The organism is Curtobacterium sp. GC_Cur_3 (assembly GCF_026544205.1).
GTDB lineage: Bacteria > Actinomycetota > Actinomycetes > Actinomycetales > Microbacteriaceae > Curtobacterium.
In genome coordinates this window covers 1-25560 of the sequence record NZ_JALNUI010000023.1, presented here as the reverse complement: position 1 = coordinate 25560, position 25560 = coordinate 1, and the positions used below count along the sequence as shown (strand labels likewise).

26 protein-coding genes, 1 tRNA gene and 1 pseudogene are annotated in these 25560 nt (G+C 70.3%); 19 read left to right on the top strand and 9 right to left on the bottom strand.

Annotated features, from left to right (window positions below; all coding sequences use genetic code 11):
• The first annotated feature begins 125 nt into the window (after positions 1–125).
• Genes OXR63_RS12970 through OXR63_RS12960 form a run of 3 tightly spaced genes read left to right on the top strand, consistent with a single transcriptional unit; the run spans position 126 to position 2025 of the window.
• Complete coding sequence (locus tag OXR63_RS12970; RefSeq protein ID WP_267423880.1) at positions 126–575, top strand: FAS1-like dehydratase domain-containing protein; 450 nt, start codon at positions 126–128, stop codon at positions 573–575.
• Entirely contained in the window at positions 572–994 is a 423-nt protein-coding gene (locus OXR63_RS12965) for a MaoC/PaaZ C-terminal domain-containing protein (protein ID WP_267423878.1), read from the top strand. Before OXR63_RS12970 ends, OXR63_RS12965 begins: the two co-directional genes overlap by 4 nt.
• Positions 991–2025: a UDP-N-acetylmuramate dehydrogenase gene (locus OXR63_RS12960; RefSeq protein WP_374116133.1), complete on the top strand. Its 1035-nt coding sequence runs from the start codon at positions 991–993 to the stop codon at positions 2023–2025. Before OXR63_RS12965 ends, OXR63_RS12960 begins: the two co-directional genes overlap by 4 nt.
• A gap of 31 nt (positions 2026–2056) precedes the next feature.
• Here OXR63_RS12960 and OXR63_RS12955 read toward each other — a convergent pair whose 3' ends face one another.
• Positions 2057–3289, bottom strand: a complete 1233-nt coding sequence (locus OXR63_RS12955; protein ID WP_267423875.1) for a pyridoxal phosphate-dependent aminotransferase — start codon at positions 3287–3289, stop codon at positions 2057–2059.
• A 138-nt stretch (positions 3290–3427) separates the two neighbouring features.
• Between OXR63_RS12955 and OXR63_RS12950 the strand changes: the two genes are divergently transcribed.
• From OXR63_RS12950 to OXR63_RS12925, 6 genes are all read left to right on the top strand, one after another.
• Positions 3428–3500 (top strand) — tRNA-Trp (locus OXR63_RS12950).
• 36 nt (positions 3501–3536) lie between these two features.
• On the top strand, positions 3537–3800 hold the full coding sequence (gene secE / locus OXR63_RS12945) for a preprotein translocase subunit SecE (RefSeq protein WP_267423978.1): 264 nt from the start codon (positions 3537–3539) through the stop codon (positions 3798–3800).
• A 146-nt stretch (positions 3801–3946) separates the two neighbouring features.
• Complete coding sequence (gene nusG, locus OXR63_RS12940; RefSeq protein WP_267423874.1) at positions 3947–5068, top strand: transcription termination/antitermination protein NusG; 1122 nt, start codon at positions 3947–3949, stop codon at positions 5066–5068.
• A 139-nt stretch (positions 5069–5207) separates the two neighbouring features.
• Positions 5208–5639, top strand: a complete 432-nt coding sequence (gene rplK, locus OXR63_RS12935) for a 50S ribosomal protein L11 (protein ID WP_022904426.1) — start codon at positions 5208–5210, stop codon at positions 5637–5639.
• A gap of 89 nt (positions 5640–5728) precedes the next feature.
• Positions 5729–6418 carry a 50S ribosomal protein L1 gene (rplA, locus tag OXR63_RS12930; RefSeq protein ID WP_071270183.1) on the top strand — a complete coding sequence of 230 codons (690 nt, stop codon included), beginning with the start codon at positions 5729–5731 and terminating at the stop codon, positions 6416–6418.
• 82 nt (positions 6419–6500) lie between these two features.
• On the top strand, positions 6501–7115 hold the full coding sequence (locus OXR63_RS12925; RefSeq protein ID WP_267423873.1) for a Pr6Pr family membrane protein: 615 nt from the start codon (positions 6501–6503) through the stop codon (positions 7113–7115).
• Here OXR63_RS12925 and OXR63_RS12920 read toward each other — a convergent pair.
• Positions 7112–7798, bottom strand: coding sequence for a YqaJ viral recombinase family protein (locus OXR63_RS12920; RefSeq protein ID WP_374116129.1), 687 nt, complete (start codon positions 7796–7798; stop codon positions 7112–7114). The two genes, OXR63_RS12925 and OXR63_RS12920, sit on opposite strands and share 4 nt — an antisense overlap.
• A 47-nt stretch (positions 7799–7845) precedes the next feature.
• Positions 7846–9057: an ROK family protein gene (locus OXR63_RS12915; RefSeq protein WP_267423872.1), complete on the bottom strand. Its 1212-nt coding sequence runs from the start codon at positions 9055–9057 to the stop codon at positions 7846–7848.
• Between the two features lie 144 nt (positions 9058–9201).
• On the opposite strand from OXR63_RS12915, the gene OXR63_RS12910 reads away from it, so the two are divergent.
• The 6 genes from OXR63_RS12910 (at position 9202) to OXR63_RS12885 (ending at position 15517) form a co-directional block, all read left to right on the top strand.
• Positions 9202–9948: a sugar phosphate isomerase/epimerase family protein gene (locus tag OXR63_RS12910; protein ID WP_267423871.1), complete on the top strand. Its 747-nt coding sequence runs from the start codon at positions 9202–9204 to the stop codon at positions 9946–9948.
• Positions 9945–11102 carry a Gfo/Idh/MocA family protein gene (locus tag OXR63_RS12905; protein WP_267423870.1) on the top strand — a complete coding sequence of 386 codons (1158 nt, stop codon included), beginning with the start codon at positions 9945–9947 and terminating at the stop codon, positions 11100–11102. Before OXR63_RS12910 ends, OXR63_RS12905 begins: the two co-directional genes overlap by 4 nt.
• Before the next feature lie 134 nt (positions 11103–11236).
• Complete coding sequence (locus OXR63_RS12900; protein ID WP_267423869.1) at positions 11237–12538, top strand: ABC transporter substrate-binding protein; 1302 nt, start codon at positions 11237–11239, stop codon at positions 12536–12538.
• Positions 12539–12639: 101 nt separating this feature from the next.
• Positions 12640–13632 carry a carbohydrate ABC transporter permease gene (locus tag OXR63_RS12895; protein WP_194627079.1) on the top strand — a complete coding sequence of 331 codons (993 nt, stop codon included), beginning with the start codon at positions 12640–12642 and terminating at the stop codon, positions 13630–13632.
• A complete protein-coding gene (locus tag OXR63_RS12890) occupies positions 13625–14464 on the top strand; it encodes a carbohydrate ABC transporter permease (RefSeq protein ID WP_071270201.1) in 840 nt (279 codons plus the stop codon). Before OXR63_RS12895 ends, OXR63_RS12890 begins: the two co-directional genes overlap by 8 nt.
• 114 nt (positions 14465–14578) lie before the next feature.
• On the top strand, positions 14579–15517 hold the full coding sequence (locus tag OXR63_RS12885; protein WP_267423867.1) for a biopolymer transporter Tol: 939 nt from the start codon (positions 14579–14581) through the stop codon (positions 15515–15517).
• Positions 15518–15654: 137 nt separating this feature from the next.
• Here OXR63_RS12885 and OXR63_RS12880 read toward each other — a convergent pair whose 3' ends face one another.
• The 5 genes from OXR63_RS12880 to OXR63_RS12860 all read right to left on the bottom strand — a co-directional run bounded on the left by OXR63_RS12880 (position 15655) and on the right by OXR63_RS12860 (position 21316).
• A complete protein-coding gene (locus tag OXR63_RS12880; RefSeq protein WP_267423866.1) occupies positions 15655–16398 on the bottom strand; it encodes an ABC transporter ATP-binding protein in 744 nt (247 codons plus the stop codon).
• A gap of 53 nt (positions 16399–16451) precedes the next feature.
• The gene (locus tag OXR63_RS12875; protein WP_267423864.1) at positions 16452–17978 is read right to left on the bottom strand and encodes an ABC transporter permease; all 1527 of its coding nucleotides are present in this window, start codon (positions 17976–17978) and stop codon (positions 16452–16454) included.
• 121 nt (positions 17979–18099) lie between these two features.
• Complete coding sequence (locus tag OXR63_RS12870) at positions 18100–18810, bottom strand: glycosyltransferase (RefSeq protein WP_267423861.1); 711 nt, start codon at positions 18808–18810, stop codon at positions 18100–18102.
• 92 nt (positions 18811–18902) lie between these two features.
• Complete coding sequence (locus tag OXR63_RS18460) at positions 18903–20255, bottom strand: PIG-L family deacetylase (RefSeq protein ID WP_267423859.1); 1353 nt, start codon at positions 20253–20255, stop codon at positions 18903–18905.
• Positions 20249–21316, bottom strand: coding sequence for an acyl-CoA dehydrogenase (locus OXR63_RS12860; protein WP_267423857.1), 1068 nt, complete (start codon positions 21314–21316; stop codon positions 20249–20251). The genes OXR63_RS18460 and OXR63_RS12860 overlap by 7 nt, the downstream gene beginning before the upstream one ends.
• A gap of 104 nt (positions 21317–21420) precedes the next feature.
• Between OXR63_RS12860 and OXR63_RS12855 the strand changes: the two genes are divergently transcribed.
• The 4 genes from OXR63_RS12855 (at position 21421) to rplL (ending at position 24987) form a co-directional block, all read left to right on the top strand.
• Positions 21421–22161 carry a response regulator transcription factor gene (locus tag OXR63_RS12855; RefSeq protein ID WP_308202120.1) on the top strand — a complete coding sequence of 247 codons (741 nt, stop codon included), beginning with the start codon at positions 21421–21423 and terminating at the stop codon, positions 22159–22161.
• A 4-nt stretch (positions 22162–22165) separates the two neighbouring features.
• Complete coding sequence (locus OXR63_RS12850; RefSeq protein WP_267423855.1) at positions 22166–23662, top strand: sensor histidine kinase; 1497 nt, start codon at positions 22166–22168, stop codon at positions 23660–23662.
• A 374-nt stretch (positions 23663–24036) separates the two neighbouring features.
• Positions 24037–24552, top strand: a complete 516-nt coding sequence (rplJ, locus tag OXR63_RS12845; protein WP_267423853.1) for a 50S ribosomal protein L10 — start codon at positions 24037–24039, stop codon at positions 24550–24552.
• Between the two features lie 51 nt (positions 24553–24603).
• Positions 24604–24987: a 50S ribosomal protein L7/L12 gene (gene rplL, locus OXR63_RS12840; RefSeq protein ID WP_071270222.1), complete on the top strand. Its 384-nt coding sequence runs from the start codon at positions 24604–24606 to the stop codon at positions 24985–24987.
• Between the two features lie 219 nt (positions 24988–25206).
• On the opposite strand, the pseudogene OXR63_RS12835 reads toward rplL, so the two are convergent.
• Positions 25207–25560, bottom strand: a pseudogene (locus OXR63_RS12835) (hypothetical protein); the annotation flags it as partial.

Sequence of the window (25560 nt, the reverse complement as noted above, 5' to 3'; positions counted from 1 at the left end):
CGAGAGTCGTGACGACCCGGACGGTGCCGGGCCTGGCGACGTCCCCCGACGTCACCGCGCCCAGGGTAACCGATGCATGCTCATGGACTCCAGCGGTGTCCGGGTGCGTCGGTAGACTTCCGGTCGTGTCAGTGAACCCCGAGCTCGTCGGCAGGACGTTCCCGCCGGCCCCGCCGTACCTGGTCGGCCGTGAGAAGGTGCGCGAGTTCGCCCGCGCCACGTTCGCCACGAACCCGATCCACCACGAGACCGCCGCCGCCCGGGCTGCCGGCCACGACGACCTCGTCGCACCGGCCACCTTCGCGGTGGTCGTGCAGGAAGCCACCCTCGCGCAGCTCCTGGCCGAGCCGGACGCCGGCATCGACTTCACGCGCGTGGTCCACGGCGAGCAGAAGTTCGCCTACGACCGGCCGATCGTCGCGGGTGACGAACTCACCGCCACCCTCACCGTCACCAGCGTCAAGACCCTCGGCGGCAACGCGATGGTCACGGCGGAGAGCACCATGACCGACGCCACGGGGGAGCACGTCGTCACGGCCACGTCGACCCTCGTCGTCCGAGGAGACGACGCATGACCACCGACAGCACCACCGCCGAGGTCGGCACCGTCGTCGCCGAGCGCGACGTCCACCTCACTCGTGACTCCCTGGTCCGCTACGCGGGAGCCTCCGGCGACTTCAACCCGATCCACTACCGCGACGACGTCGCCGCCTCCGTGGGGCTCCCCGGGGTGCTCGCGCACGGCATGCTCACGATGGGCCTCGCCGTCCAGCCGGTGTCCGAGTGGCTCGGTGACCGGGGGTGGATCGCGTCCTACGGCGTCCGGTTCACCCGTCCCGTCGTCGTCGACCCTGAACAGGGCGCCACGGTCAGCGTCGTCGCGAAGGTCGGCACCCTCGACGACCAGGGCCGTCCCGCACGCATCGACCTCACCGTGACCGCCGCCGGGCAGACCGTGCTCGGCAAGGCGCAGGTCACGGTGGCCTTCCACTGACCGTGGCAGCGACGACGCTCGCCGACCTCACCACCCTCGGAGTCGGTGGCGACGCCGGCCGTCTGCTGGTCGCACACACCACCGACGAGCTCGTCGCGCACGCGCAGGACGCCTGGGACGACGACGACTGGCTCGTCGTCGGCGGTGGCAGCAACCTCCTGGTCGCCGACAGCGGCTTCGACGGCACCGTCGTGCTGGTCCGCACGCGCGGCATCGAGCACGAGCGCACTGCCGGCGGCGTCACCGTCCGCGTCGCCGCCGGCGAACCGTGGGACGCGTTCGTCGCGTCGACCGTCGAGTTCGGCTTCACCGGCCTGGAGGCCCTGAGCGGCATCCCGGGCACCGTCGGTGCGTCCCCCGTGCAGAACATCGGGGCGTACGGGGTCGAGCTCTCCGACGTGCTCACCCGCGTCGAGTTCCTCGATGCAGCCACGGGGAAGCGCGCGTGGCTCGACGCCGCCGAGCTGGAGCTCGGGTACCGCACGAGCACCCTGAAGCACGGGCGCCGCGGGGTCGTGCTCACCGTGGAGTTCGCCCTCGGCACGGACACCGACGGCGGTGTCCCGGTGCGCTACGCCCAGCTGGCCGGGTCGCTCGGGGTCGAGCTCGGTGCTCGAGTCGACCCTGCCGTGGTGCGCTCGACGGTGCTGGGGCTGCGCGCATCGAAGGGCATGGTCCTCGACGCCGCCGACCCTGACACCCGGAGTGCCGGGTCGTTCTTCACGAACCCGATCGTGTCCGCGGGCTTCGCCGAGACCCTGCCCGACGACGCGCCACGGTGGCCGGCCGGCGACCAGGTCAAGCTCAGCGCCGCCTGGCTCATCGAGCACGCCGGGGTCCACCGGGGGTACGGCATCGCCGGGTCCCGCGCGGGGATCTCGACGAAGCACACGCTGGCCCTAACGAACCGCGGCGGTGCGTCTGCCGCGCAGGTCGCGGAGCTCGCCCGGTACGTCCAGGTGAGCGTCCTGAACCGCTTCGGCGTGACGCTCGTGCCGGAGCCCGTCGTGGTCGGCGACCTGCTCGCCTGAGCCACGCCGGGCCTCCCGGCTGTTCGTCCTGTCAGCTGAAGAACGCGGCCAGGCGGGCGACGCCCTCGGCGATGTCCTCGTCGCCGAGCGCGTAGGACAGTCGCAGGTACCCGGAGGGGCCGAAGGCCTCGCCGGGGACCACCGCGACCTCGGCGTGCTCGAGGACCAGGTCCGCGAGCTCGAGGGTGGTGGTCGGGGTGCTGCCGGCCCACTCGCGGCCGAGCAGCGCGGTGACGTCGGGGTAGACGTAGAAGGCGCCCTCCGGCGTGGGCGTGACGAAGCCGGGGATCGCGTTGAGCCCGTCGACGATGGCCTTCCGGCGGCGGTCGAAGGCCTCGCGCATCGCCACGACGGGCTCCTGCGGACCGGTGAGCGCCGCGATGGCCGCCCGCTGGGACACGTTCGACACGTTCGACGACAGGTGCGACTGCAGGTTGGACGCGGCCTTGACGGCGTCCACCGGGCCGATGAACCACCCGACGCGCCAACCGGTCATGGCGTACGTCTTGGCGACGCCGTTCACCAGGATCGTGGTGTCGGCGAGTGCGGGCACGGCCTCGAGGATGCCGGTGAAGGTGATGCCGTCGTAGACGAGGTCCTGGTAGATCTCGTCGCTGATCACCCAGATGCCGTGCTCGAGGGCCCACTCGCCGATCGCACGGGTCTGCTCGGCGGAGTACACCGCGCCGGTCGGGTTCGAGGGGGAGCAGAACAGCAGCGCCTTCGTCTTCGGGGTGCGCGCTGCCTCCAGCTGCTCGACCGTCACGAGGTAGCCCTGGTCACTGCCCGCGAAGACCTCGACGGGCTCGCCGCCGGCCAGCCGGATCGCCTCGGGGTAGGTCGTCCAGTACGGAGCGGGGAGCAGGACCTCGTCACCGTCGTCGACGATCGTGGCGAAGGCCTGGTAGACGGCCTGCTTGCCGCCGTTCGTGATGATCACCTGCGACGGGTCGACCGTGATGCCGGAGCTCCGTGCGGTCTTGTCGGCGACAGCCTGCTTCAGCTCGGGGAGCCCGGTGGCGGGGGTGTACCGGTGGTTCTTCGGGTCCTTCGCTGCGGCGACGGCGGCGTCGACGACGTGGTCCGGCGTCGCGAAGTCCGGCTCGCCGGCGGCGAAGGAGATCACCGGGCGCCCGGCGGCCTTCAGCGCCTTCGCCTTGGCGTCGACCTTCAGCGTCGCGGACTCGGCGATCGCGGCGATGCGCGAGGCGATGCGCGGTCGCTGGTGGGCGGTGGACTCGGGGCCGGGGGCTGCGGTGCTCACCCGCCCAGCCTATCGGCGCGGCACGCCGGAGCACCGCTCAAGTGGACACCGCGTGACGCACTCCCGTACACTCATCTGCGGTGGTCACGGCCTGCCTGATGGCGGACGTGTCCACTCGGGAGACGAACGGTCTCCTGAAGGGCGGTGGCTCAATTGGTAGAGCAGCGGTCTCCAAAACCGCAGGTTGCAGGTTCGAGTCCTGTCCGCCCTGCACATCTGGAAAGGTGACGAGTTGGCCAGCAAAGACATGGAGACGACGGCGGACGACGTCGTCGCCCAGGCGAAGCAGGACCGGGCCACGCGCCGCGGGCCGTTCGCTGCCATCGCGCTGTTCATCCGCCAGGTCATCGGCGAGCTCCGCAAGGTCGTGACGCCGACCCGCAAGGAGCTCTTCAGCTACACCGGCGTCGTGCTGGTGTTCGTCGTCGTGATGATGGTCCTCGTGTCGATCCTCGACTTCGTGTTCGGCCTCGGCGTCGGGTACGTCTTCGGCAACGGCCCCACGGCCTGACCCGCTCGGACGCCCGTCCCGACCCACCGGCAGGCCGCCAGCGGTCGTCGTCGGCGCAGATCGAAGACCGTGCCGACGGACCTCGTCCGCACGGACAACGGGCCGACCGCAACCCGATCCGAACCACCGAACGGAAAGAACCGACAGTGTCTGACTACTCCCGCGACGACATCGACCTCGCGACCGCTGCAGAGCAGTCCTCCGAGGTGGAGGAGAACCAGGAAGGCAACGTCGAGACGGGCGAAGGCCGTTCGGCCGAGTCCGCCGAGGAGCGCGCGATCGGCATCGATGACGAGGACGACGAGTCCCTCGGCCTGAGCGCCGAGCCCGACGACGGTGACGTCGACGGCATCGACGAGACGCTGACCGCCCTCGCGGAGTCCCGCGACCCCGAAGCCGACGCCGTCGTCGACGACGCGCTCGAGATCGACACCCCCGACGAGGCCGAGGCCGCCGTCGAGGCCGTCGAGGACGAGGAAGAGTCCGAGCTCGAGGACGAGACCCCCGCAGAGGCGAACGAGACCATCGCCGCCGAGGAGTCCGCGGACACCCTCGGAGCGATCGCTCCCGAGTCCGAGGTCGACCTGGCCGCCGACACCGAGGTCACCATCGTGGCCGAGGACGCCGACACCGAGGACGACGAGGACGTCGAGGTCGACCCGTACGAGGCCTTCAAGGCCGAGCTGCGGATGAAGCCGGGCAAGTGGTACGTCATCCACTCCTACGCGGGCTTCGAGCGCCGCGTGAAGTCGAACATCGAGAACCGCATGGTCTCGATGTCGATGGAGGACTACATCTACCAGGTCGAGGTCCCGATGGAGGACGTCGTCGAGATCAAGAACGGTCAGCGCAAGCTCGTCACGCGCGTCCGGATCCCCGGCTACGTGCTCGTCCGCCTCGACCTCAACGAGGACTCGTGGTCCGTCGTCCGGCACACCCCGGGCGTCACCGGCTTCGTCGGCAACGCGCACAACCCCACCCCGCTCCGCTTCGACGAGGCCTTCGGCATGCTGAAGTCCCTGGTGCAGGTCGCCGAGACCGCACCGTCGAAGGGCGGCAAGGGCTCCGGCAACCTGCAGGCCCAGCCGGCCGCCGAGGTCGACTTCGAGGTCGGCGAGACGATCACCATCAAGGAGGGCTCGTTCGCGGGTCTCCCCGGGTCGATCTCCGAGATCAAGCCCGAGAGCGGCAAGCTCACCGTCCTCGTCTCGCTCTTCGAGCGTGAGACCCCGGTCGAGCTCAGCTTCGACCAGGTCACCAAGCTCTAGCGGTCACACATCCACTAGACTCATCGAGTTTGGGCCTGCTGCGTTCGCGCCGCAGACCCGTCACCGCGAGCCGGATCCGCCGGCCACGCGGGAGAGTGCACGGATTCCCCGTGCGTTCGATCCCAGGAGGAAAGCGAACATGGCACCGAAGAAGAAGGTCACGGGCCTGATCAAGCTGCAGATCAACGCGGGCGCCGCCAACCCGGCACCCCCGATCGGTCCGGCGCTCGGTCAGCACGGCGTGAACATCATGGAGTTCTGCAAGGCGTACAACGCCGCGACCGAGTCGCAGCGCGGCAACGTCGTCCCGGTCGAGATCACCGTCTACGAGGACCGTTCGTTCACGTTCATCCTCAAGACCCCGCCGGCCGCTGAGCTCATCAAGAAGGCTGCGGGTGTGCAGAAGGGGTCCTCGACCCCGCACACGGTCAAGGTCGCGAAGATCTCGATGGACCAGGTCCGTCAGATCGCCGAGACCAAGCAGGCCGACCTGAACGCCAACGACATCGAGCAGGCCGCGAAGATCATCGCCGGCACCGCACGCTCGATGGGCATCACGGTCGAGGCCTAGGCCTCACCGCCTCAGGCACACACCCCAGACACCCTTCCGTGGGAGAGCCTCGCCGGCTCGCCAACCACGTATCTCGCAAGGAGACCACCATGGCGAAGAAGTCAAAGGCCTACCAGGCCGCGGCCGCGAAGATCCAGGCCGACAAGTTCTACACCCCGACCGAGGCCGTCGCCCTGGCCAAGGAGACCGGCTCTGCGAAGACCGACTCCACGGTCGAGGTCGCGCTGAAGCTCGGCGTGGACCCCCGCAAGGCGGACCAGATGGTTCGCGGCACCGTCATCCTGCCGCACGGCACCGGCAAGACCGCCCGCGTCATCGTCTTCGCGACGGGCGCTGCGGCCGAGGCCGCGATCGCCGCCGGCGCCGACGAGGTCGGTGGCGACGAGCTCATCGCGAAGGTCGCCGAGGGCTACACCTCGTTCGACTCCGCCGTGTCGACCCCCGAGCTCATGGGCAAGGTCGGTCGTCTGGGCAAGGTGCTGGGCCCGCGTGGTCTGATGCCGAACCCGAAGACCGGCACCGTGACCCCCAACGTCGCGCAGGCCGTGAACGACATCAAGGGCGGCAAGATCGAGTTCCGCGTCGACAAGCACTCCAACGTGCACTTCGTCGTCGGCAAGGCCTCGTTCACCCCGGAGCAGCTCGACGAGAACATCTCGACCGCGCTCGAGGAGATCAACCGCCTCAAGCCGAGCGCCTCGAAGGGCCGCTACGTCATGAAGGGCGCCGTCTCGACGACCTTCGGACCGGGCATCCCGCTCGACGTCAACAGCATCTGATCGTCCTGATCTGATCGCCTCGAACGCCCCGTACCGACATCGGTTCGGGGCGTTCGTGCGTCCTGCCCACTAGCGTGGCACCGTGCGCACGTTCGTCAACACCCTCCGGCTCGTCGCCGTGGTCCTGGTCGTCGCCGCGATCGTCGCGCAGTTCCTGCGGAGCATCGCGAGTCCGACGTTCAACCCGTTCAACTTCTTCGGGTACTTCACGATCCAGTCGAACGTGTTCATCGCCGTGGCGCTGGCCCTCACGCTGGTGTCCGCGGCGAAGCGGCAGCGCGAGGGGCTCGGGGCGTCGGTGTTCCGCGGTGCGTCGACCGTGTACATCGCGACGACGGGCATCGTCTACAACACGCTGCTCGTGCACGCGTCGCTCGACCAGTCCTTCACGGTGCAGTGGTCGAACGACGTCCTGCACCGGGTGCTCCCCGTGTACGCAGTCCTCGACTGGCTGCTGTTCTCGGACCGGGCGCGCCTGCTGCTGCGGCACGTCTGGCTGTTCCTGATCTACCCGGCCGTCTGGCTCGTGGTGGTGCTGGTCCGCGGTGCGACCGACGGCTGGGTGCCGTACCCGTTCCTCGACCCGGCCCAGGGCTACGGCGTCGTCGCGCTGTACAGCCTCGGCGTCGCGGTGTTCATCGGCTTGATGGGGATCCTGGTGGTCGGCATGAGTCGACTCCGCCTCGTCAAGGTCTAGCGGGCGTCTCGGAGCCGGTCGAGCACCATGTCCGCGAGGCCGATGAGCCCGCGGATCTGGTCGTCGTCGCGGTCGATCCACCGGCACTCGGGTTCGTCGGCGACGGGCACGAAGTCGTCGTGCTTCTCCCAGACGAACAGGGTCCGCTCGGCGCCGAGGACGTACTGCTGCCACCACACCTGACGGAGGTAGTGGCGGGGGATGCGCTTCCAGCCGTTCGACGTGGTCTTGATCTCGGCGAGCAGGAGCCGGCCGTCGCGGTCGTGGCCGACGCCGTCCGGGGTGGCCAGGTGCGCGCGGTTGGCGGCGGCGTGGAACAGGTGCGCCGACGGCAGGATCCCGTGGGTCGCGGCGACCCAGGCGGCCAGGACGGGCTCGCGGTCCTTGCCGTGCTCGGTGTAGACGTTGCCCGAGAACCGGGAGCCGTACCGCTTGTCGGTGACGACGGCCTCCACAGCGCGGAGCGACGCCAGCCGTGCGACGTCCGTCGCGGTGATGCCCATCGCGCGGGCACGGAGCCAGGCGACGCGGTCCGAGGAGTGTGCGACGATCCGCTCGGTGTGGCCGCGCAGCGCCGTGAAGCTGTCCCGTCGGGCAGCCGGGGAGTGCGCGACCGCAGCGGACTCGCCGGGGCCGGTCAGGGCCTCCAGGCTGTCCCACAGGGTGGGCTGCACGATCGTCACCAGACGATTCTCCACCCACGCACCGACGTGCCGGAACCGGCGCGCGGTCAGGACACGAGCTCCCGGCCCTCGGCGTATGTGACGAGCTCGTCGACACCGGCGGGGGAGAGGGCGTAACCGATGGCGAGGGCGGCGGCTCCCTGGAGTGCGGCGATGCCCCCGGCGCGGGACTGGGCGATGACGAGGTGCTCGGTGGCGAGGGGCATCGAGCGGGAGTAGACGACCTCCCGGACGCCGGCGAGCAGGTGCTCCCCGGCCTGCGTGATCGAGCCGCCGAGGACGATCACCGACGGGTTCATCAGCGACACGCACGTGGCGAGGACCTCGCCGATGTCGCGGCCGGCCTGGCGGACCGCGCCGATCGCGTCGAGGTCCGACCGGGTGACCAGGTCGATGACGTCCGCGCTCGTGTGGACGTCGTGTCCCTTGGCCCGGAGCGCGCGGGCGATCGCGGGACCCGACGCGACGGCCTCGAGGCAGCCGGTGTTGCCGCAGTGGCAGGGGACGCTGCCGGCACTGGAGACCCGGACGTGACCGATGTCACCAGCGGTGCCCTGGGCGCCGCGCTGGAGCCGACCCTCGGACACGATGCCGGATCCGATGCCCGTCGCGACCTTGACGAAGAGCAGGTGGTCGACGCCCGACCAGCCGTGCTCGCGCTCGCCGAGTGCGGCGATGTTGACGTCGTTGTCGAGCAGGACGTGGGCCTGGATGTGCTGCCGGAGCCAGGCGGGGACGTCGAAGCCGTCCCAGCCGGGCATGATCGGCGGGTTCGCGGGGCGTCCGGTGGAGAACTCGACGGGGCCGGGCACGCCGATGCCGATCGCGATGACGTCGTCGCGGGTCCGACCGACCTCGTCGAGGAGGTCATCGATGGCCTGCACGAGCCAGGTGAGCGTGGGGACGGGACCCGCGGCGATGTCGATCTGGGCCTCGCGGGTGGCGAGCGGTCGCGCGACGAGGTCGGTCACGGCGACGCGGCCGTGGGAGGCACCGAGGTCGGCGGCGATCACCAGGCGGGAGGTGGGCCGCAGTGCGACCTGCGCGGGCGGGCGTCCGCCGGTGGACGCGGCCGTCTCGACCGCACCGACCAGGCCGACGTCGATGAGGGCGTCGAGGCGCACGCCGATGGTCGAGCGTGCTGCTCCCGTCAGGGCGGCGAGTTCCGACCGGGTCCGCGGCACACCGTCGCGGAGGATCTGGAAGAGCTCGCTCGTCCCGACCGGAGGCGACGCTGCCGTCCGTGCCAAGTCGACCATGATGCGAGTGAAACACACTTCGAATGCGCCACGCAACGAAGTGCGTCGAACGTCTGCGGACTTCTGCTTGACGACCGACAGAAGTACTCGTAGTGTGACGATCGGTCAGTGACGACCCGCACCAACTCGACGAGGAGAACACCGGTGACTCAACCGCTTTCGGTCCAGCTCTACACGGTCCGTGACGCGCTCTCGGCCGATCTGCCCGGCACGCTGCAGCGCATCGCCGACATCGGCTTCACGAACGTGGAGCTCTTCGGCTACGTCGACCGCGCTGACGAGTACGCGTCCGCACTGCGGGACGCCGGCCTCGTCGCACCGAGCGGCCACGCCCGTCTGCTGGACGCCGGCGAGCAGGACCTCGAGCAGATCTTCCACGCCACCTCGACGGTCGGCACGGGGACGCTCATCGACCCGCACATCGACGAGGCCCGCTGGACCACCCGCGAGGACGTCGAGGCGATCGCCCGCGAACTGAGCGCCCTCGCGCCCCGCGCCGCCGACCACGGCCTGACGCTCGGCTACCACAACCACGCGTTCGAGTTCTCGAACCGCATCGACGGCGTCAGCGCCTACGAGGTCTTCGCCGACGCGCTGTCCGACGACGTCGTGCTCGAGCTCGACACCTACTGGGTCACGGTCGGCGGTGACGACCCGGTGGCGATCATCGGCAAGTACGGCAACAAGGTCCAGTTCCTGCACGTCAAGGACGGCGACGGCTCGCACGACGACAAGAAGCAGGTCGCCGTGGGCAACGGCATCATGCCGATCGCGGCGATCATCGCCGCGGCGCCCGACGCCCAGCACGTGATCGAGCTCGACGACCACGAGGGCGACGTGTTCCAGGCCGTCACCGACTCGTACGCATTCCTCCAGGGAGCACACGCATGACCGACACCACGACCGACACGACGTCGGCCCCCACCTCCGCGACGACCCGGAAGACCGGCCCCGTCGGGGTCGGCGTCATCGGCGCCGGGGTCATCTCCGACCAGTACCTCGGCAACCTCACCGTCTTCCCGGACGTGCAGGTCCGCTTCATCGCCGACATCGACCTGCCCCGCGCCGCGGCCCAGGCCGAGAAGTGGGGCGTCCCCGCCTCCGGCACCGTCGAGGAGCTCCTGGCGGACGACGACATCGAGATCGTCGTCAACCTGACCATCCCGGCCGCGCACGTCGAGGTCGCCATGCAGGCCATCGCCGCCGGCAAGCACGTCTGGGGCGAGAAGCCCTACGCCCTCGACCGTGAGAGCGCCACGCAGCTCCGTGACGCCGCGGCCGCCGCCGGCCTGACCGTCTCCGTCGCCCCGGACACCTTCCTCGGCGCCGGCCTGCAGACCGCGCTCCGCACGATCCGCGACGGCCGGATCGGCACGCCGCTGAACGGCCTGACGCTCTTCCAGAGCCCCGGCCCGGAGTCGTGGCACCCGAGCCCCGAGTTCCTCTTTGCCTACGGCGCGGGCCCGCTGTTCGACATCGGCCCGTACTACATCACCACGCTCGTCCAGGCCTTCGGCCCGGTCAAGAAGGTCACGGCCACCGCGTCGAAGTCCCGTGCCACGCGCACGATCGGCTCCGGCCCGAAGGCGGGCACCGAGTTCCCGGTTGACGTCCCGACGAACCACTCCGCGCTCATCGAGTTCGAGGACGGCGGGAGCGCGCAGAGCGTCTTCTCGTTCGAGTCCGACCGTGGCCGGACCGGCTTCGTCGAGATCGCGGGCGAGACCGGCACGGTCGTCTTCCCCGACCCGAACAACTTCGACGGCGACACCGAGCTGTACGCGCTCGGTTCCGAGGAGCCGGAGACGATCCCGGCCGTCGGGTCCACGTACTCGCGGGGGACCGGTGTGGTCGACCTGGCCCGCTCCCTCCGTGCCGGCGAGGAGAACCGGGTCCCCGGGGCCCTCGCCTTCCACGTCCTCGACGTGATGGTCTCCATCGCCGAGGCCGCCGAACGTGGCGAGGCGGTGCTCGTGAGGAGCACCGTGTCGCCGTCCCAGACCCTCACCGAAGGCTGGGACCCCGCGGAACAGACCCTGGTCTGACCCGCAGAACACCGCAGCACCGAACACCGCACCACCGAACACCGCACCACCGAACACAGCAGCACCCGAACCGCTCCTCCCGGAGCACAGCACCACCCCCTTGCACCATCTCAACGACGAGAAAGTAGAGAGTCATGCGCACTGCCATCCGCGCACTGGCCATCACCGCGGCCGCGGCACTCACCGTGACCGGCCTCGCAGCCTGCTCCGCCGGAGGGTCCGGTTCCTCGGGCGACTCCAAGACGCTCACCTACTGGGCGTCGAACCAGGGCACGTCCCTGCAGAACGACAAGGAGGTGCTGACCCCCGTCCTCAAGAAGTTCACAAAGGAGACCGGGATCAAGGTCAACCTCCAGGTCATCGGCTGGAACGACCTCCAGACGAAGATCCAGACCGCCGTCACCTCGGGCCAGGGCCCGGACGTCGTCAACATCGGCAACACGTGGGCGACTTCACTCCAGGCCACCGGCGCCTTCAAGGAGTTCGGCACCTCGGAGATGAAGTCGATCGGCGGGTCCGACAAGTTCGGCAAGGTCGCGCTCTCCACCGGTGGCGCACCCGGCAAGACCGTCACCAGCGTCCCGCTGTACGGCCTCGCCTACGGCCTGTACTACAACAAGCAGATGCTGCAGGACGCCGGGATCACCCCGCCCACCACGTGGGAGGACCTGGTCACCGACGCGAAGAAGCTCACCACCGGCGGCAAGTACGGCTTCAGCCTCGCGGGTGGTTCGTACACCGAGAACGCGCACTTCGCGTTCATCAACTCGGCGCAGAACGGCGGCGAGTGGTTCGACAAGAGCGGCAAGCCGACCTTCACCTCGAAGGCCAACGTCGACGGCATCAAGCGCTACCTCGACCTGATGCAGGACGCCAAGGTCGCGAACCCGTCGAACGCCCAGTACGACAACGCGACCCAGTCGGTCACGGACTTCGCGAACAAGAAGGCCGCGTTCATCCTCAACCAGAACAACGCGAACAACACGATCGAGTCCCTCGGGATGAAGTCGGACGAGTACGGCGTCGTCGCGCTGCCCGCCCCGGCGGACGGCAAGGAGATCGCCAGCTTCCCGGCCGGCATCAACCTGTCCATCTTCAAGAACACGAAGAACGCGGACGGCGCGCTCAAGTTCGTCAAGTACATGACGAGCGCGAACACGCAGACCACGCTCGACAAGCCGTACTCGGCCCTCCCGGTGCTCGCCGCCGCGGCTGACTCGGTCACCGACGAGCAGACGAAGACGTTCCTCGACATCTACAACAACAAGGCGAAGCCGCTCCCGCTGGTGCCCGCCGAGGACCAGTTCGAGTCCACGGTCGGCAAGGCGATGAACGACATGTTCGCCAAGATCGCGACCGGTGGCACCGTCTCCGCCAGCGACATCAAGTCCGCACTGCAGACCGCCCAGGACCAGGTGTCCCAGGCGAACGGCTGATCCACACCCAGCCCGGAGGCTCGGGGCGCGTCCGCTGGACCGCCCCGGGCCTCCACCCCGCATCACCAGACTCGAACTCCTGAAGCCGAAAGGCCCTGCCCATGTCCACGACGGTCCTGCCTGACTCCGAGGCCATCGACCTGACGCACACGAAGGCCCCGACCCTGTCGGGTCCTCCGCCCAGGGGGAAGCGCCGCCTGCAGTGGCTGCCGTACGCCCTCGTCGGTCCTGCCATCCTCTTCGAGCTGCTCATCCACATCGTGCCGATGCTCGTCGGCATCTGGATCAGCTTCGTGCAGCTCACCAAGTACTTCATCGCGAACTGGGGTGCCGCGCCCTTCGCCGGGCTGCACAACTACTCCGTCGCGATCGACTTCAACCAGGCGATCGGCCGTGGGCTCCTCAACTCGTTCCTGATCACGTGCGCGTTCACCGTGCTCGTCGTCGGGCTCTCGTGGGGCTTCGGCATGGCGGCCGCGGTCGCCCTGCAGAAGGAGTTCCGTGGTCGCGGCCTGTTCCGCACGTTGTTCCTGGTGCCGTACGCACTGCCGATGTACGCCGGCGTCATCACCTGGAAGTTCATGTTCCAGCGTGACTCCGGTGCGTTGAACCACCTGCTCGTCGACCAGCTGCACCTGTTCAACCAGGCGCCGTTCTGGCTCATCGGCAACAACGCCTTCGTGGCCGTGGTCGTCGTGGCGATCTGGAAGACCTGGCCCTTCGCGTTCCTCATGCTGATGGCGGGCCTGCAGTCCGTGCCGGCCGACGTGTACGAGGCCGCATCGGTCGACGGCGCGAAGCCGTTCCGCCAGTGGCGCTCGATCACGCTGCCGATGGTCCGCCCGGTGAACGTGACGCTCGTGCTCGTGATGTTCCTCTGGACGTTCAACGACTTCAACACGCCGTTCGTGCTCTTCGGCTCGACCGCGCAGCCGCCGGCAGCCGACCTGCTCAGCTTCCACATCTACAACGCGTCGTTCATCACCTGGAACTTCGGCTCCGGTGCCGCGATGAGCGTGCTGCTCCTCATCTTCCTGCTCATCGTGACCGGCATCTACCTCGCCGTGACCAACCGGAGGTCCGTCCGTGCGTGAAACAGTCGGCGCCAAGTCCTTCAAGGTCGTCGTCCTGACGCTCCTGACGATCTTCACGGTCGTCCCGCTCTACGTGATGATCACCACGGCCATCAAGCCGCTCGGTGACGTGCAGAACGACTTCACGTGGATCCCCACGCGGATCACGTTCCAGCCGTTCATCGACATGTGGTCGACCGTCCCGCTGGGGCAGTACTTCATCAACTCGCTCGTGGTCTGCACGGTCGCGACGGTGTTCTCGCTGATCATCGCCACGTTCGCCGCCTACGCGGTGTCCCGCTGGAACTTCAAGGGCAAGAGCGCCTTCACCACGACGGTGCTCTCGACGCAGATGTTCCCCGGCGTGCTGTTCCTGCTCCCGCTGTTCCTGATCTTCACGAACCTCGGGCAGACGCTCGGCATCCAGCTCGTCGGCAGCTGGCTCGGCCTGATCATCACGTACCTGACCTTCACGCTGCCGTTCTCGATCTGGATGCTCGCGGGCTACTTCGAGACGATCCCGCGGGAGCTCGACGAGGCCGCGATGGTCGACGGCTCGGGCCCGATGGGTGCGCTGTTCCGGATCATCCTGCCGTCGGCCCGTCCGGGTCTGGTGGCGGTTGGCATCTACTCGTTCATGACGGCATGGGGCGAGGTCCTCTTCGCCTCCGTCATGACGAACGGCAACGGGCAGACGCTCGCGGTCGGTCTGCAGCAGTACTCGACGCAGACGAACGTGTACTGGAACCAGATCATGGCGGCGAGCCTCGTGGTGAGCATCCCCGTCGTCATCGCCTTCCTCGTGGTCCAGCGCCAGTTCGTCGCCGGCCTGACCGCCGGTGCCGTGAAGTAGGGCGGACGCACGCCTGACCGAGTCTCGGCTCGGCGGACATCGTGCGGGGTGCAGACCCCGCAGGACGTCCGCCGGGCCGAGTCTCGTCTCCGCTCGACCCAGGAGGATGGACCCATGAGCTTCACCAGGGGGCGGCAGCTGCTGCCCGGACAGACCAGCCGCGTGCACGTGTACGACGTCGCCACGAGGACCGCGCGGCTCGTGTTCGCGTCCGACACGGTGCTCGTCGAGGCCCCGAACGTGCTCGACGACCGCACCCTCGTGCTGAACGGCAACGGCGACCTGTGGCTGCTGCCCCTGCCGGCGCCCGGGGACGACACCGTGCTCGACGAGACCGCGCTCGTGCCCGTGCCGATGGACGGCGTCGACGAGATCAACAACGACCACGTGCTCGACCCGTCCGGCACCTCGGTCGTGGTGAGCGCCCGGAACGGCGAGCTGTACCGCGTGCCGCTGCCCGACGGCGGTCCCACCGACCGGATCACCGACGTCGCCGCGGCGCTGCCCGTGACCCGCAAGTACTACCTGCACGGCATCGCGCCGGACGGGTCCTCGCTCGCGGCCATCGTCGGCGACCTGTCCGAGGACGGCGTCTGGACGACCGACGTCGCGCTCGTCGACCCGACCTCCGGGGCGACGACCTTCGTGACACGGGACGAGCACCCGACGGACGGCTGCTCCTTCGCCGACGACGTGCTCGTCTACAACTCGGAGCGCTTCACCCCGGGGACCGCGCAGCTGGTGTCCCTGCGCTCGGGTGCGAGCGACCCCGTGCAGATCACGGCCGACGACCGAGTGAACTGGTTCCCGCACGTCTCGCCGGACGGCGCGCACCTGCTGTACCTGTCCTACGAGCCCGGCGTGCAGGGTCATCCGGCCGACCACCGCGTGGAGCTCCGGCTGCTGCCCGGGAGCCTGGTCCGCGGTGCCCGGATCGCGGTCCTGCCAGAGACCCTCGTCGCACTCGACGGCGGGCAGGGGACGGTCAACGTGCCACCGTGGGCCCCGGACTCGACGTGGTTCGCCTACTGCGACTACCCCGTCGCCGGCTGACCGCAGCGCCGCGCCGCACACGACGACCGCGCCGCACACGACAACCGCCCCGCACACGACGCGACCGCCTGGAGGCCCGGTGCCGGTCCACGAGACCGGCACCGGGCCTCCAGGCGGAGACGCGCGCCGCCCGCGCGTCAGGGACGCGACGTCAGCTCGCGCACCTGCCCCTGCTGCAGGAGCAGCCGCCGCTCCGCGCGCTTCGCGACCCACGAGTCGTGCGTGACGACCACCACGGTCAGGCCGCGCTCGCGCCACTGCCGCTCGATGATCGCCATGATCTCGTCGCGGGTGCCCTCGTCGAGGGCGCCGGTCGGCTCGTCCGCCAGGAGCACCCGCGGGTCCTTCACGAGAGCCCGGGCGATCGCGACGCGCTGCTGCTGCCCGCCCGAGAGCTCGGCGGGCAGGTGGTCCAGCCGTTCGCCGAGGCCCACCTCCTGCAGGGCCTCGCTCGCACGGCGACGCACCTCCTGCCGGGACTGCTTCGCAAGCGATCCCGCGAACGCCGTCTCGACGTTCTCGAGCGCGGTGAGCGTCGGGATCAGGTTGAAGCTCTGGAAGACGAAGCCGATCTCGGTGGCCCGCAGGTCGGTCAGCGCCCGGTCCCCGAGCGTCGCCACGTCACGACCGGCGAGCTCCACCGATCCCGCGCTCGGTCGGTCGAGCGCGCCGAGCATCTGGAGCAGCGTCGACTTCCCGCCGCCGGTCGGCCCCTGGATCGCCACGAGCTGGCCCGCGGGGATCACCAGGTCGACGTTCGTCAGGGCCGAGACGGTCCGTTTCCCCTGCTGGTACGTCTTGCTCACGTCGGTCAGGCGGTAGACGGGCCGGGAGGCCGCGCTCCGGTCGTCCGTGTCGGCTGCAGGGGCGGTGGTGGTCACGGTGGCTCCTCGGGTCGGGTCGGTCGGTTCGGTGGTCGGGGACGTCGCGCGCATCAGGCGACGCTCCGCAGCGCCTCGGCGGGGCGCAGTCGGGAGGCTCGCCAGCCGCCGAGCGCGCCGGCCACCAGTCCGCCGAGGACCGCCAGGCCGATCGCGAGGAGGAACACCTCGACGGTGACGGGGGCGTGCAGGACGACGTCGGTGGTGGACGCGGCGCTCGCGCCGCCGCCGAACCCGCCGGCGGGAGCCCCGCCGGTCGTGCCGCTCCCGGCAGCGGCCGTCGCGGCCGCACCGGGCATCCCGCCGGATCCGGGGCCGCGGGTGGTCGTGGTCGCGGCGCTCGCCGAGACCGTCGGGGCGATGACGTTGACGACGAGGATGCCGATGAGCCCGGCCGCGGCGCCGATCACACCGCCGATGAGGCCCTGCACGAGGGACTCGCCGGCGACCTGCCGGGTGATGCGGCCGTTCGACCAGCCGATGGCCTTCAGGGTGCCGAACTCCCGCGTGCGCCGGGTGACGCCGGAGATCGTGAAGAGGATCGCGATGAGGAACGCCGCGGCGAGGACGAGGATCGACAGCCACCGGCCGAGGTTCGCGACGAGGCTCGAGGCCGTGGCGAGGGACCCGGACACGCTCGAGGCGAGGTCGGCCTCCGTGGAGACGGTGGCACCCGAGAGCTTCGCCTGCAGGGCGGTCTTCACCGCGGCGACCTCCGACGACGACGTCGCCGAGACGTACACGGACGTCACCTTGCCGTCGAGGTCGGCGAGCGCCTGGGCCGTGTTGAGGGGCACGTAGGTGTTCGAGCCGGTGGTGCTCGCCGACCCGGTCGAGGCGACGATCCCGATGACGGTGAACTTCGTGCCACCGATCTCGAGCGTGTCCCCGACGGCCTTCGACTCGCTCTTCGCGTAGGCGGCGTCGAGCACGACGACGTCCTTGCCGGTGTCCGAGGCGCGGAAGGCGCGGCCCTTCGTGACCTCGGTGCTCGTGAGCGGTCCGACGGTGTCGCCGGACACCGGGATGCCGGTCACGGTGAAGGAGTCGACGCTGAACGAGCCGCCGCCGAAGCCGCCGCCGCCCGTCCCGGCGTCGCCGCTCGGGGCCTGCCGGGTGGCGGCACTGTCGCTGCTGCTGCTGCTGCTGTCGCTGCCCTGCTTCACCGAGCCGGAGAACGTGCTGTTCTCGAGGGTCAGGACACCGGTGGCGGCCTTGACGCCGTCGGTCGCCGCGACGGCCGAGAGGTTCGCCGCGGACAGGGTGGAGGTGCCGCGGGTGACGGCGAGACGGGACTGGGACAGGTCGGTGCTGCCGGAGGAGCCCGACGAGCCCTGGTCGCCGAAGTCGAAGGACGGACGTCCGCCGCTCGTCGACGACGGGGTCTCGGTCTTGGTCACGGTGATGTCCGTGCCGACGCCGTACACGGACTGCAGGACGCTCGACTGCGCGGTCTTCACGCCGCTGGAGATCGAGGAGACGATCACGACGAGGGCGATGGCGAGCGCCATGCCGATCGCGATGATGACCGTCTGCTTCCTGCGGTTCGTGAGTTCGCGCCTGAGGTAGGTCAGGAACATGGTTCTCCTCGGTGGGGGCCGGCAGACAGTCACCGTCCGCGCACCGGATGCGCGGCGGGGCCGACCGAGGAGACGCTAGGCAGCCGTCCAGTGGCTGCCCCATGCCCTTCCGATGAACCGCCTAAGGAGCGTAGGTCTGGCGGAGGTGCTCCGCGTAGCCGCCCGGGGTGCGCCCCGCGAAGCGACCGCTCGTGACGACGGGGAGGTCGGTCGTCGCCTCGACCCGGAGGCCCAGCGCGTGCGCGCGCTCGACGAGGCGGACGTCCTCGTGCTCGGGGACGGGGTCGAACCCGCCGAGGGCCGTGTACGCCGCGGCGAGCACCCCGAGGTTCGCGCCGTGCACGTGACCGAGTGCGGCGCCCGGCGGGTGCGCGATCGTCCATCGTTCGAGCACGTCCGGGTCGAGGTCGCGCGGATCGGGCACCACGGCACCGATCAGCACGTGCCACCCCGCGAGGAGCGCGTCGGCCTGCTGGACGAGCCACCACTCGTCGACCCGCGAGTCCGCGTCGGTGTGGGCGAGCCACTGCCGCACCGGGTCGGGAGTGCCGGCGGCGCGGACGGCGTGTGCTACCCCGAGTGAGCGGGCGCGTCCGACCCCGACGTGCGCGGTCTCGATGTGGTCGGTCCCGTGGTCGCGGACGATCGCCGCGGAGTCGTCGGTACAGCCGTCGAGCACGAGGGTGATGCCGACCCGGATCGCCGGGCGTTCCAGCGCGAGGCGGACCACGGCGGCGTCGAGGGCGTCGAGGCTGGCGCCGATCCGGTCCTCCTCGTCGTGGGCGGGCACGACGACGTCGATGCGGTGCACGACCTCGGGCGTCGTGGTCACGGTCGTCGTGTCCGTGTCCGTGTCCGTGTCCGTTGCCGTTGCCGTTGCCGTTGCCTTCGTCGTTCCCGTTCCTGCTGCCGTTCCGGCGTCCGTCACCGGACGAGTCCTTCGCCCCGCGCGACGGAGACCACACCGGCGCCGGGCAGGACGCTCAGCACGAAGTCGTCCTCGACGTGCCGGACGATCGCGGGCCGGGGCCAGCGCTCGGTGAGCCGGGCGTCGACCACGTCCCCGCTGGAGACCGCCTCGTCGTCGGGGTGGCGCCAGTGGCAGGCGACGAGCACGCCGTCGTCGGCGAGCGACGCGATCACGTGGTCGATCGTCCGGTCGAGGTCGTCGGGGGAGAGGTAGTAGCCGACCTCGGACATCACGACGAGGTCCCAGGTGCCCTCTGGCCAGTCGTCCGGCAGCGCGGCCTGCAGGAACCGGGCGTGCGGCGCGCGGGAGCGGGCGCGTTCGAGCGGTGCGGCGGCGATGTCGGTGCCGAGGACGTCGTCGGCACGGTCGGACAGGGCGGCGGTCAGCACACCGGTCGCGCAGCCGATCTCGAGCGCCGATCGGTAGCGCTCACGGGGCAGCGCCGCCAGGGTCACGGCACGCTTTCGACGCTCGTACCAGGAGCCGTCGAAGTCCCACCCCTCGGGCTTCCTGGCGTAGTGCGCGTCGAAGGACTCGCGGGAACGCGAGCGCTGCCCACCGAAGAACCACTCGGTGCGGCGGAGGTGGTGGGCCGCGTGCCGGTCGTCGACGATCGGCTCGTCGCCGGGCGCGGGGGAGAGCGGCAGCACCTGCGACCGGTAGGCCGCGAGCGCGGCGCGCTTCCGGTCGAGGACGTCGTCGGTCAGCGCGAGTGCATGGGCCGTGGGCCACGGCGCGACGGGCTCGGCAGCGTCGTCCCAGTGCCAGGCCCAGATCGGGTAGGACAGCAGGTCGACGTCGGGCCGTTCGGCGCTGAGGGCCTCGGCGACCTCGCCAGCGACACGGTGGTCGCGGTGACCGTCCCCACGCCAGGGCGCGACGAGGAGCGAGCGGCCGGGCGTGGCGTCGAGCCGGGCGACCAGCGCGTCGCGCAACGTGTCCGGCTGCTCGCGGAGGCCGACGTCCGGCACGCCGAGCGACCCCGCCGTCACCTCCGGGTGGAGCAGTTCGAGGGCGTCCCGGAACTCGGTGGCACGGACCGCCGCGAGCTCGTCGGGGGTGGTCGTGGGGGAGTCGGGGTGCGATCCCTCGCCGAGCGTGACGAGCACGACGTGGACGGGGATGTCCGCGTCGGCCGCCGCGGCGATGAGGCCACCCGCCCCGAGGGTCTCGTCGTCCGGGTGCGGCGCGACGACGACGACCGCCTGGTACCCGTCGAGGTCGACCGCGTCGGGGGAGAGCGTGTCGAGGAACGTCGTCCAGGCCTCCGGATCGGTGCCCGGCTCCCGGTGGTCGAAGCTCACCACGCGACACCACCGTTCTGGAGGACCATCCGGCCGATGCGGGCGAGGTCCCGGTCGCCGTGGTCCTGCAGCACGTAGAGCTCGAGGTCGGCGACCCGCGCGGCGACGGCTGGGTCGGACGTCAGCGGGCCCGGGCCGATCGTGGAGACCACCCGGGTGCGGACGGCGTCCACCGCCCGGCGGACCCGCGAGCGGACGGTCTGGGCGACGAGGGGCCAGTCGACGTCTTCGTCGGCGTCGATGCGCGCGGCCGCGTCGGCGAGGGCGTCCTCGGCGTCGGCCAGGTCGGCGACCACGGCACCGAGCGCGACGCGGAGCAGTTCGGCGTCCGGACGCGCGGCGGCGTGGTCGCGGAGCACGCGGGCGAGCCCGACGGCCCCGCCCCACCAGCACGCGGCGACGCCGATGCCGCCCCACGCGAACCCGGGACGGGTCAGGTACCAACCGGGGTCGCCGACCGGGACGGCCACGACCCCGTCGAAGTCCACCGGGCCGCTCGGCACGTCCGGCATGCCGCGCGCGACCCAGGCGTCGTCGTGCGTGGTGACGCGGTCCTGCCGCAGGTCGACGGCGAACAGTTGCCGGTCGTCTCCGCGGTGCGCCGTCACGAGGGCGTGCGAGAGCTCCGACGCGAGCGAGCACCACGGCTTCGTGCCGTCGAGCACGACGCCGCCGACACCGTCGCCGGAGGCCTCGAGCCGGAGCCCCGGACCCTCCGCGGCGAAGACGCCCCAGGTCGACCCGGCCGGGACCTCGGCGTCCGCCTGCGCGAGGATCGAGAGCGCGTCCAGGTGCGGCTCGACCGTCCGGGCCAGGGCGACGTCCACGGCGGCGATCGCTGCGAGCGTGACGAAGGAGCGGGCGGCCGTGCCCGCGGTGAGCGGTGGCGTGGTGGCGGCGACCGCCCGTGCGACCGCGAGTCGGTCTGCCGGGGCCGAGCCGGGCCTCCCGGCGGTGTCCGTCAGCGCGGTGGCCGGACGTCCGGCGGCCGTGCGCGCGGTGGCCGTCAGCGTGGCGACGTCGACGGCGGCTGCGTCGGCTGGCCAGGCGGCAGAACGGATCATGGGCCCAACCTACGTATCGCGGACATGGTCAGTGACAGGTCATCCACAGACCGCTGCGTGCTGCTCCACAGACGCCTCATAGGATCTTCTCGATACTCGAAGACGTGACCATCTCCCAGCCCTCCGCAGCCCCACGCCTCACGCGTGCCGACGGTTCGCCGTTGCGCATCCTCGTCGTCGACGACGAAGCCAGCCTCACCGACCTGCTGTCCATGGCGCTGCGGTACGAGGGCTGGGACGTCACGAGCGCGAACGGCGGACAGGACGCCCTGGCGAAGGCGCGGGAGTTCAAGCCGGACGCCATGGTGCTCGACGTGATGATGCCCGACCTCGACGGACTGCAGGTCCTCAGTCGGCTCCGCCAGAACAACGACGACACCCCGGTCCTGTTCCTCACCGCGAAGGACAGCGTCGAGGACCGCGTCACCGGCCTCACCGCAGGCGGCGACGACTACGTGACGAAGCCGTTCTCCCTCGAGGAGGTGGTCGCGCGCCTCCGCGGGCTCATCCGCCGCTCGCAGATCTCGATCTCCGAGGCCGGCGACTCCCGCATCGTCGTCGGCGACCTGGTGCTCGACGAGGAGTCGTACGAGGTGTCCCGCGCCGGCCGGCCCATCGAGCTCACCGCCACCGAGTTCGAGCTCCTGCGCTTCCTGATGCGCAACCCGCGTCGTGTGCTGTCGAAGGCGCAGATCCTCGACCGCGTGTGGTCGTACGACTTCGGCGGCAAGTCCAGCGTCGTCGAGATCTACATCTCCTACCTCCGCAAGAAGATCGACGCCGGCGAGCAGCCGATGATCCACACCGTGCGCGGTGTCGGGTACGTCATCAAGCCCGTCGTCTGATCCCGTGACCCTGCGCCGCCGGCTCGTCCTGAGCATCGTCGCCCTCGTCGTCGCCGTCAGCGCGGTGATCGGCGCGGGCAGCATCGTCGCGTTGTTCTCGATCCAGCGCTCGGCGATCGACCAACAGCTGCAGTACGCCACGAGCCGCGCCCAGAAGTCGATCGAGGGGCAGGGGTCCGGCGGGCCAGGGCTCGACATCGGTCGTCCGTCCGGGCAGGCCGCCGGCACCCTCACCGCCTACTTCCTCAACGGCAACGCGGTCATCGGCAGCGTGCTCGAGGACGACGGCCACCTCGACAGCCTCGCTGCCTCTGCCGTCGAGCCGCTCGGCGGCGTGCGCGTCGACGGGCAGCCCCGGACCGTGGACCTCGGCGACGACCTCGGTCGCTACCGGGTGACCGCAGCGCCCGTCGGCCCCGCCGTGCTCGTCGTCGGCCTGCCCATGGTGCCCGTGTACGAGAGCGTCTGGAAGCTCTTCGGCGTCGTGCTCGTCGTGATGCTGCTCGCGCTCGTCGTCGCGTCCGCCGCCGCGGCGCTCGCCGTCCGACGATCCCTCCGACCGCTCGAGCGCGTCGCCGAGACCGCCACGACCGTCGCCGGCATGCCGCTGGACCGCAGTGACGCCCTCGACGGCATCCGCGTGCCGGACACCGACCCCCGCACCGAGGTCGGTCGCGTGGGCACCGCCTTCAACCGGATGCTCGGCCACATCGGGAACGCGATGCAGGCCCGGGAACGCTCCGAGCAGAAGGTCCGGCAGTTCGTCGCCGACGCCTCGCACGAGCTCCGCACGCCGCTGGCATCGGTCCGCGGGTACGCCGAGCTCACCCGCCGCATGGGCGGTGACCTGCCGCCGGACGTCGTGTACGCGATGAGCCGCATCGAGTCGGAGTCGCTGCGGATGACCTCCATGGTCGAGGACCTGCTGCTCCTGGCACGGCTCGACGAGGGCCGCGAGGTCCAGCTCGACGACGTCGACCTGACCGGGCTGGTGCTCGACGCCGTCAACGACGCCCACGCCGCATCGCCCGAGCACGTCATCGAGGTCGAGGTCCCACCCACCCCGGTCGTCGTGCTCGGCGACGCCGCCCGGCTGCACCAGGTCATCGTCAACCTCGTCACGAACGCCAGGACCCACACGCCTGACGGCACCCGCATCACCGTGGGCATCGAGACCGTCCCGGACGGCGTCGACCTGACCGTGCGGGACACCGGGCAGGGGATCGACCCGGCGTTCCTGCCGAAGCTGTTCGAGCGGTTCGCCCGCGCCGACAGCTCGCGGTCCCGCACGGCGGGGTCGACGGGCCTCGGGCTGGCCATCGTCGACGCGGTCGTGCAGGCGCACGGGGGCAGGGTCGGGGTCGAGAGCCGCCCGGGCGACACGGTCTTCACGGTGCACCTGCCGGCGCGGGCGGGTGCTGGTGCGGCGGGTGCTGCGGGTACTGCTGGTCCTGCCGCCGCGGCCGCGGACGCGTGGTCCGGCGTGCCCGATCGCGCGTAGGTGGTCGAATCGCGCGTAGCGGGCCGGAAGATCCGACCCGCTCCGCGCGATCCCGCTTGGCAGGTCGCGCGTGATGGGAAGGTCCGCACCCACCGGACGGGAGGCTCGTGACGGGCCGGTCCCGAGCCTCCCGTCCGGTGCTTGGTGGCGTCCACCACATCTGCTACAGTTCTCGAAGCCAAAGACCGCCGGTTTGCTGCTGTGCTCGCACAGCAGTCGAAGGTCCTCATCATGAGGCAGCCCGCGCAGGTGTTCCGAACCACTCCATCCGCTTGCGGGGGAGCAGCTCCGAGCCTCTGCGCCGGAGCTTTTTTCATGTGCTGTGTTCGTTGCAGTGGGACCTGGGGCTGCCGGCAAGACCCCCAAGGAGAACCATGGCGAACAAGGAAGCTGCGGTCGCCGAGCTCACGGAGTCCTTCCGTAGCTCGAACGCCGTTCTGCTCACCGAGTACCGCGGTCTCACGGTCGCGCAGCTCAAGGAGCTCCGCAACTCGATCCGTGAGCACGCCACGTACGCCGTGGTGAAGAACACGCTGACCAAGATCGCGGCGAACAACGCCGGCATCTCGTCGTTCGACGACGAGCTCGCCGGTCCGTCCGCTCTCGCCTTCGTCCACGGTGACACCGTCGCCGTCGCGAAGTCGCTGCGTGCATTCGCCAAGGCGAACCCCGAGCTCGTGGTGAAGGGCGGTTACTTCGACGGTAACCCGCTCACCGCGACCGAGGTGGACAAGCTCGCCGACCTCGAGTCCCGTGATGTGCTGCTCGGCAAGCTCGCCGGCGCACTCAAGGCCTCGCTGTTCGGTGCTGCGTACCTGTTCCAGGCACCCCTCTCGCAGGCCGTCCGCACGGTGGACGCCCTCCGCGAGAAGCAGGAGTCCGCGGCCTGACCAGGCACGCGTTCATCAACCACACGCACTAGCTAGTAGTAGGAGAAAATCATGGCGAAGCTTTCGCAGGACGAGCTCATCGAGGCCTTCAAGGAGCTCACGCTCATCGAGCTCTCGGACTTCGTGAAGAAGTTCGAAGAGGTCTTCGAGGTCACCGCTGCTGCCCCCGTCGCCGCTGCCGCGGTCGGTGGCGCTGCTGCCCCCGCCGAGGAGGTCGAGGAGAAGACCGAGTTCGACGTCGTGCTCAAGTCGGCCGGTGACAAGAAGATCCAGGTCATCAAGGAGGTCCGCAGCCTCACGTCGCTCGGCCTGGGCGAGGCCAAGGCCCTCGTCGAGACCCCCGACGCCAAGGTGATCGAGGGCGCGAACAAGGAGACCGCCGACAAGGCAAAGGCTTCCCTCGAGGCCGCCGGCGCCACCGTCGAGCTCGTCTGAGTCTGACCTTCTGGTCACGAAGGCCGCTGCCCCTCGGGGCGGCGGCCTTCGTCGTGTGCGGGGCGGGTGGTGCGGGCGGGGGCCGCCGTGGCGCCGAGTCTCGGCCGGGCGGACATCCTGCGCGCTCTGCGCCGCGCACAGTGTCCGCCAGCGCGAGACTCGGGTGCGCTGTTCGTCGCGGAGAGAGTCCGCCGGCGCGAGACTCGGGTGCGTCGGTCATCACAGACGGAGCCCGTGCAGACGGAGAGCAGCTCGGAAACGGTCGAGTTCCACGAGGTCCCACCAGATGACGCGGATGACCGATCGGACTTCTGGGAACGTCCGGAGTTGGTCCTCTCGTCGTTTCTCCTGCCAGAGCGCTTCGGCCGGGTCCTGTCCGTGCAACATCGAGGTGTCGACGTACTTCTGCTTGCCGTCGAACTCGATCACGACGCCGAGCTCGGGGATCCAGAAGTCCACGCGGACGAGTGAGCCGTCCGGCAGCCGGAACTCCTGTTGCGGCACGGCTTCCGGCAGACCCACTTCGACCATCCGGATCGCCGCGTAGGACTCTCCGACGGATTCGTGCGCCGG

Excerpts from the sequence above, each read along its gene's own strand:
- rplA (WP_071270183.1), top strand. The coding sequence starts at position 5,729 with ATGGCGAAGAAGTCAAAGGCCTACCAGGCCGCGGCCGCGAAGATCCAG.
- OXR63_RS12965 (WP_267423878.1), top strand. The coding sequence starts at position 572 with ATGACCACCGACAGCACCACCGCCGAGGTCGGCACCGTCGTCGCCGAG.
- OXR63_RS12885 (WP_267423867.1), top strand. The coding sequence starts at position 14,579 with ATGAGCTTCACCAGGGGGCGGCAGCTGCTGCCCGGACAGACCAGCCGC.
- rplJ (WP_267423853.1), top strand. The coding sequence starts at position 24,037 with ATGGCGAACAAGGAAGCTGCGGTCGCCGAGCTCACGGAGTCCTTCCGT.
- OXR63_RS12900 (WP_267423869.1), top strand. The coding sequence starts at position 11,237 with ATGCGCACTGCCATCCGCGCACTGGCCATCACCGCGGCCGCGGCACTC.
- OXR63_RS12895 (WP_194627079.1), top strand. The coding sequence starts at position 12,640 with ATGTCCACGACGGTCCTGCCTGACTCCGAGGCCATCGACCTGACGCAC.
- rplL (WP_071270222.1), top strand. The coding sequence starts at position 24,604 with ATGGCGAAGCTTTCGCAGGACGAGCTCATCGAGGCCTTCAAGGAGCTC.
- OXR63_RS12915 (WP_267423872.1), bottom strand. The coding sequence starts at position 9,057 with ATGGTCGACTTGGCACGGACGGCAGCGTCGCCTCCGGTCGGGACGAGC.
- secE (WP_267423978.1), top strand. The coding sequence starts at position 3,537 with ATGGAGACGACGGCGGACGACGTCGTCGCCCAGGCGAAGCAGGACCGG.
- OXR63_RS12905 (WP_267423870.1), top strand. The coding sequence starts at position 9,945 with ATGACCGACACCACGACCGACACGACGTCGGCCCCCACCTCCGCGACG.
- OXR63_RS12860 (WP_267423857.1), bottom strand. The coding sequence starts at position 21,316 with ATGATCCGTTCTGCCGCCTGGCCAGCCGACGCAGCCGCCGTCGACGTC.
- OXR63_RS12875 (WP_267423864.1), bottom strand. The coding sequence starts at position 17,978 with ATGTTCCTGACCTACCTCAGGCGCGAACTCACGAACCGCAGGAAGCAG.
- rplK (WP_022904426.1), top strand. The coding sequence starts at position 5,208 with ATGGCACCGAAGAAGAAGGTCACGGGCCTGATCAAGCTGCAGATCAAC.